At 48.6% G+C, this 5441-nt stretch carries 4 protein-coding genes and 1 pseudogene; 4 read left to right on the forward strand and 1 reads right to left on the reverse strand.

The genetic code is table 11. The features are described from left to right. The coding region (locus CWO08_RS23475; protein WP_181360062.1) for a cytochrome b N-terminal domain-containing protein at positions 1-434 on the reverse strand (434 nt) is incomplete at its 3' end. A gap of 224 nt (positions 435-658) precedes the next feature. Between CWO08_RS23475 and CWO08_RS24425 the strand changes: the two genes are divergently transcribed. The 4 genes and pseudogenes from CWO08_RS24425 (at position 659) to CWO08_RS23500 (ending at position 3503) form a co-directional block, all read left to right on the forward strand. After that, positions 659-808: a cytochrome b N-terminal domain-containing protein gene (locus tag CWO08_RS24425; protein ID WP_375071352.1), complete on the forward strand. Its 150-nt coding sequence runs from the start codon at positions 659-661 to the stop codon at positions 806-808. A gap of 691 nt (positions 809-1499) precedes the next feature. Next, positions 1500-1802: pseudogene (locus CWO08_RS23490) on the forward strand (IS4 family transposase); the annotation flags it as partial. Positions 1803-1830: 28 nt separating this feature from the next. Next, a complete protein-coding gene (locus tag CWO08_RS23495) occupies positions 1831-2625 on the forward strand; it encodes an aminoglycoside O-phosphotransferase APH(3')-IIa (protein WP_000572405.1) in 795 nt (264 codons plus the stop codon). A 17-nt stretch (positions 2626-2642) separates the two neighbouring features. Further along, entirely contained in the window at positions 2643-3503 is an 861-nt protein-coding gene (locus CWO08_RS23500) for a broad-spectrum class A beta-lactamase TEM-116 (RefSeq protein WP_000027050.1), read from the forward strand. Positions 3504-5441 lie beyond the last annotated feature (1938 nt).

Raw genomic sequence — 5441 nt, forward strand, 5'->3', positions numbered from 1 at the left:
AACAAGTTAGTAATTACAGTTGCACCCCAATAACTCATTTGACCCCATGGTAAGACATAACCAACGAAAGCAGTTACAATAAATATCATAAATAAAATCAATCCAGATATCCATGATAATGGTAAATACATATATGAGTAATTTAATCCTCTTAAAATATGAAGATATGTTAATAAAAATACAAGAGAAGCATCTGTTGCGTGCATGTATCTAAAACACCATCCACTCCATAATTCTCTTAAAATGTGTTGTATACTATAATATGCATATGAAACATCTGGTGTATATCGACTTGCTAAAAATACACCTGTTATAATTTGAATAAAAAATATTATTCCTAAAAGGAATCCGTAATTCCATAAAAAGTTTATGTTCAATGGACATGGGTAATTTATTAAGTGTGCTTTAACTAAATTAATAGAGTAAAAGTTCATAAAAACAATAAATAGTAATATTATTTAAAAATTAGTAAACCAAATAAAGTCATTGTTGACCCAATAGAACAAATCATATTCCATCCATTTAAAGCGTCTGGATAATCAGGAATACGTCTAGGCATTAAGGGCGAATTCTGCAGATATCCATCACACTGGCGGCCGCTCGAGCATGCATCTAGAGGGCCCAATTCGCCCTATAGTGTTCAATTCCAGTATTAGTCATTTGGTTATGTGGAGGATATACAGTAAGTGATCCAACAATTAAAAGATTTTTTGTATTACATTTTATACTTCCTTTTGTAGCATTATGTATTGTATTTATACATATATTCTTTTTACATTTACATGGTAGCACAAATCCTTTAGGGTAAGGGCGAATTCTGCAGATATCCATCACACTGGCGGCCGCTCGAGCATGCATCTAGAGGGCCCAATTCGCCCTATAGTGAGTCGTATTACAATTCACTGGCCGTCGTTTTACAACGTCGTGACTGGGAAAACCCTGGCGTTACCCAACTTAATCGCCTTGCAGCACATCCCCCTTTCGCCAGCTGGCGTAATAGCGAAGAGGCCCGCACCGATCGCCCTTCCCAACAGTTGCGCAGCCTGAATGGCGAATGGACGCGCCCTGTAGCGGCGCATTAAGCGCGGCGGGTGTGGTGGTTACGCGCAGCGTGACCGCTACACTTGCCAGCGCCCTAGCGCCCGCTCCTTTCGCTTTCTTCCCTTCCTTTCTCGCCACGTTCGCCGGCTTTCCCCGTCAAGCTCTAAATCGGGGGCTCCCTTTAGGGTTCCGATTTAGTGCTTTACGGCACCTCGACCCCAAAAAACTTGATTAGGGTGATGGTTCACGTAGTGGGCCATCGCCCTGATAGACGGTTTTTCGCCCTTTGACGTTGGAGTCCACGTTCTTTAATAGTGGACTCTTGTTCCAAACTGGAACAACACTCAACCCTATCTCGGTCTATTCTTTTGATTTATAAGGGATTTTGCCGATTTCGGCCTATTGGTTAAAAAATGAGCTGATTTAACAAAAATTTAACGCGAATTTTAACAAAATTCAGGGCGCAAGGGCTGCTAAAGGAAGCGGAACACGTAGAAAGCCAGTCCGCAGAAACGGTGCTGACCCCGGATGAATGTCAGCTACTGGGCTATCTGGACAAGGGAAAACGCAAGCGCAAAGAGAAAGCAGGTAGCTTGCAGTGGGCTTACATGGCGATAGCTAGACTGGGCGGTTTTATGGACAGCAAGCGAACCGGAATTGCCAGCTGGGGCGCCCTCTGGTAAGGTTGGGAAGCCCTGCAAAGTAAACTGGATGGCTTTCTTGCCGCCAAGGATCTGATGGCGCAGGGGATCAAGATCTGATCAAGAGACAGGATGAGGATCGTTTCGCATGATTGAACAAGATGGATTGCACGCAGGTTCTCCGGCCGCTTGGGTGGAGAGGCTATTCGGCTATGACTGGGCACAACAGACAATCGGCTGCTCTGATGCCGCCGTGTTCCGGCTGTCAGCGCAGGGGCGCCCGGTTCTTTTTGTCAAGACCGACCTGTCCGGTGCCCTGAATGAACTGCAGGACGAGGCAGCGCGGCTATCGTGGCTGGCCACGACGGGCGTTCCTTGCGCAGCTGTGCTCGACGTTGTCACTGAAGCGGGAAGGGACTGGCTGCTATTGGGCGAAGTGCCGGGGCAGGATCTCCTGTCATCCCACCTTGCTCCTGCCGAGAAAGTATCCATCATGGCTGATGCAATGCGGCGGCTGCATACGCTTGATCCGGCTACCTGCCCATTCGACCACCAAGCGAAACATCGCATCGAGCGAGCACGTACTCGGATGGAAGCCGGTCTTGTCGATCAGGATGATCTGGACGAAGAGCATCAGGGGCTCGCGCCAGCCGAACTGTTCGCCAGGCTCAAGGCGCGCATGCCCGACGGCGAGGATCTCGTCGTGACCCATGGCGATGCCTGCTTGCCGAATATCATGGTGGAAAATGGCCGCTTTTCTGGATTCATCGACTGTGGCCGGCTGGGTGTGGCGGACCGCTATCAGGACATAGCGTTGGCTACCCGTGATATTGCTGAAGAGCTTGGCGGCGAATGGGCTGACCGCTTCCTCGTGCTTTACGGTATCGCCGCTCCCGATTCGCAGCGCATCGCCTTCTATCGCCTTCTTGACGAGTTCTTCTGAATTGAAAAAGGAAGAGTATGAGTATTCAACATTTCCGTGTCGCCCTTATTCCCTTTTTTGCGGCATTTTGCCTTCCTGTTTTTGCTCACCCAGAAACGCTGGTGAAAGTAAAAGATGCTGAAGATCAGTTGGGTGCACGAGTGGGTTACATCGAACTGGATCTCAACAGCGGTAAGATCCTTGAGAGTTTTCGCCCCGAAGAACGTTTTCCAATGATGAGCACTTTTAAAGTTCTGCTATGTGGCGCGGTATTATCCCGTATTGACGCCGGGCAAGAGCAACTCGGTCGCCGCATACACTATTCTCAGAATGACTTGGTTGAGTACTCACCAGTCACAGAAAAGCATCTTACGGATGGCATGACAGTAAGAGAATTATGCAGTGCTGCCATAACCATGAGTGATAACACTGCGGCCAACTTACTTCTGACAACGATCGGAGGACCGAAGGAGCTAACCGCTTTTTTGCACAACATGGGGGATCATGTAACTCGCCTTGATCGTTGGGAACCGGAGCTGAATGAAGCCATACCAAACGACGAGCGTGACACCACGATGCCTGTAGCAATGGCAACAACGTTGCGCAAACTATTAACTGGCGAACTACTTACTCTAGCTTCCCGGCAACAATTAATAGACTGGATGGAGGCGGATAAAGTTGCAGGACCACTTCTGCGCTCGGCCCTTCCGGCTGGCTGGTTTATTGCTGATAAATCTGGAGCCGGTGAGCGTGGGTCTCGCGGTATCATTGCAGCACTGGGGCCAGATGGTAAGCCCTCCCGTATCGTAGTTATCTACACGACGGGGAGTCAGGCAACTATGGATGAACGAAATAGACAGATCGCTGAGATAGGTGCCTCACTGATTAAGCATTGGTAACTGTCAGACCAAGTTTACTCATATATACTTTAGATTGATTTAAAACTTCATTTTTAATTTAAAAGGATCTAGGTGAAGATCCTTTTTGATAATCTCATGACCAAAATCCCTTAACGTGAGTTTTCGTTCCACTGAGCGTCAGACCCCGTAGAAAAGATCAAAGGATCTTCTTGAGATCCTTTTTTTCTGCGCGTAATCTGCTGCTTGCAAACAAAAAAACCACCGCTACCAGCGGTGGTTTGTTTGCCGGATCAAGAGCTACCAACTCTTTTTCCGAAGGTAACTGGCTTCAGCAGAGCGCAGATACCAAATACTGTTCTTCTAGTGTAGCCGTAGTTAGGCCACCACTTCAAGAACTCTGTAGCACCGCCTACATACCTCGCTCTGCTAATCCTGTTACCAGTGGCTGCTGCCAGTGGCGATAAGTCGTGTCTTACCGGGTTGGACTCAAGACGATAGTTACCGGATAAGGCGCAGCGGTCGGGCTGAACGGGGGGTTCGTGCACACAGCCCAGCTTGGAGCGAACGACCTACACCGAACTGAGATACCTACAGCGTGAGCTATGAGAAAGCGCCACGCTTCCCGAAGGGAGAAAGGCGGACAGGTATCCGGTAAGCGGCAGGGTCGGAACAGGAGAGCGCACGAGGGAGCTTCCAGGGGGAAACGCCTGGTATCTTTATAGTCCTGTCGGGTTTCGCCACCTCTGACTTGAGCGTCGATTTTTGTGATGCTCGTCAGGGGGGCGGAGCCTATGGAAAAACGCCAGCAACAAAAAACCCCAGCTCCACGGCTAAAGCACTAAATCGGAACCCTAAAGGGAGCCCCCGATTTAGAGCTTGACGGGGAAAGCCGGCGAACGTGGCGAGAAAGGAAGGGAAGAAAGCGAAAGGAGCGGGCGCTAGGGCGCTGGCAAGTGTAGCGGTCACGCTGCGCGTAACACGCCAGGGTTTTCCCAGTCACGACGTTGTAAAACGACGGCCAGTGAATTGTAATACGACTCACTATAGGGCGAATTGGGCCCTCTAGATGCATGCTCGAGCGGCCGCCAGTGTGATGGATATCTGCAGAATTCGCCCTTAATGCCTAGACGTATTCCTGATTATCCAGACGCTTTAAATGGATGGAATATGATTTGTTCAATTGGATTAACAATGACTTTATTTGGTTTATTTATAATATCATTCTTCTTTAGTGGATTATTTGCACTTGTTCATTATAAAAGAACACATTATGATTACAGCTCCCAAGCAAACATTTAAATTACAAGGCTACGATAAGACGATATCTCTGAATATTGAGCAGAACAATACAGACCGTAAGGTTATAATTATGTTAAAAGTTAGGATAATGAAATTATAGTTACCATAGCTGTAGATGGATGCTTCGAAGGGCGAATTCCAGCACACTGGCGGCCGTTACTAGTGGATCCGAGCTCGGTACCAAGCTTGGCGTAATCATGGTCATAGCTGTTTCCTGTGTGAAATTGTTATCCGCTCACAATTCCACACAACATACGAGCCGGAAGCATAAAGTGTAAAGCCTGGGGTGCCTAATGAGTGAGCTAACTCACATTAATTGCGTTGCGCTCACTGCCCGCTTTCCAGTCGGGAAACCTGTCGTGCCAGCTGCATTAATGAATCGGCCAACGCGCGGGGAGAGGCGGTTTGCGTATTGGGCGCTCTTCCGCTTCCTCGCTCACTGACTCGCTGCGCTCGGTCGTTCGGCTGCGGCGAGCGGTATCAGCTCACTCAAAGGCGGTAATACGGTTATCCACAGAATCAGGGGATAACGCAGGAAAGAACATGTGAGCAAAAGGCCAGCAAAAGGCCAGGAACCGTAAAAAGGCCGCGTTGCTGGCGTTTTTCCATAGGCTCCGCCCCCCTGACGAGCATCACAAAAATCGACGCTCAAGTCAGAGGTGGCGAAACCCGACAGGA

This window comes from Vibrio sp. 10N.286.48.B8, from assembly GCF_003050085.1.
Lineage (GTDB): Bacteria > Pseudomonadota > Gammaproteobacteria > Enterobacterales > Vibrionaceae > Vibrio > Vibrio crassostreae.

What these genes read in the sequence shown, in the direction of transcription:
- CWO08_RS23495 (WP_000572405.1), top strand. Translation starts at nt 1,831, where the DNA reads ATGATTGAACAAGATGGATTGCACGCAGGTTCTCCGGCCGCTTGGGTG.
- CWO08_RS23500 (WP_000027050.1), top strand. Translation starts at nt 2,643, where the DNA reads ATGAGTATTCAACATTTCCGTGTCGCCCTTATTCCCTTTTTTGCGGCA.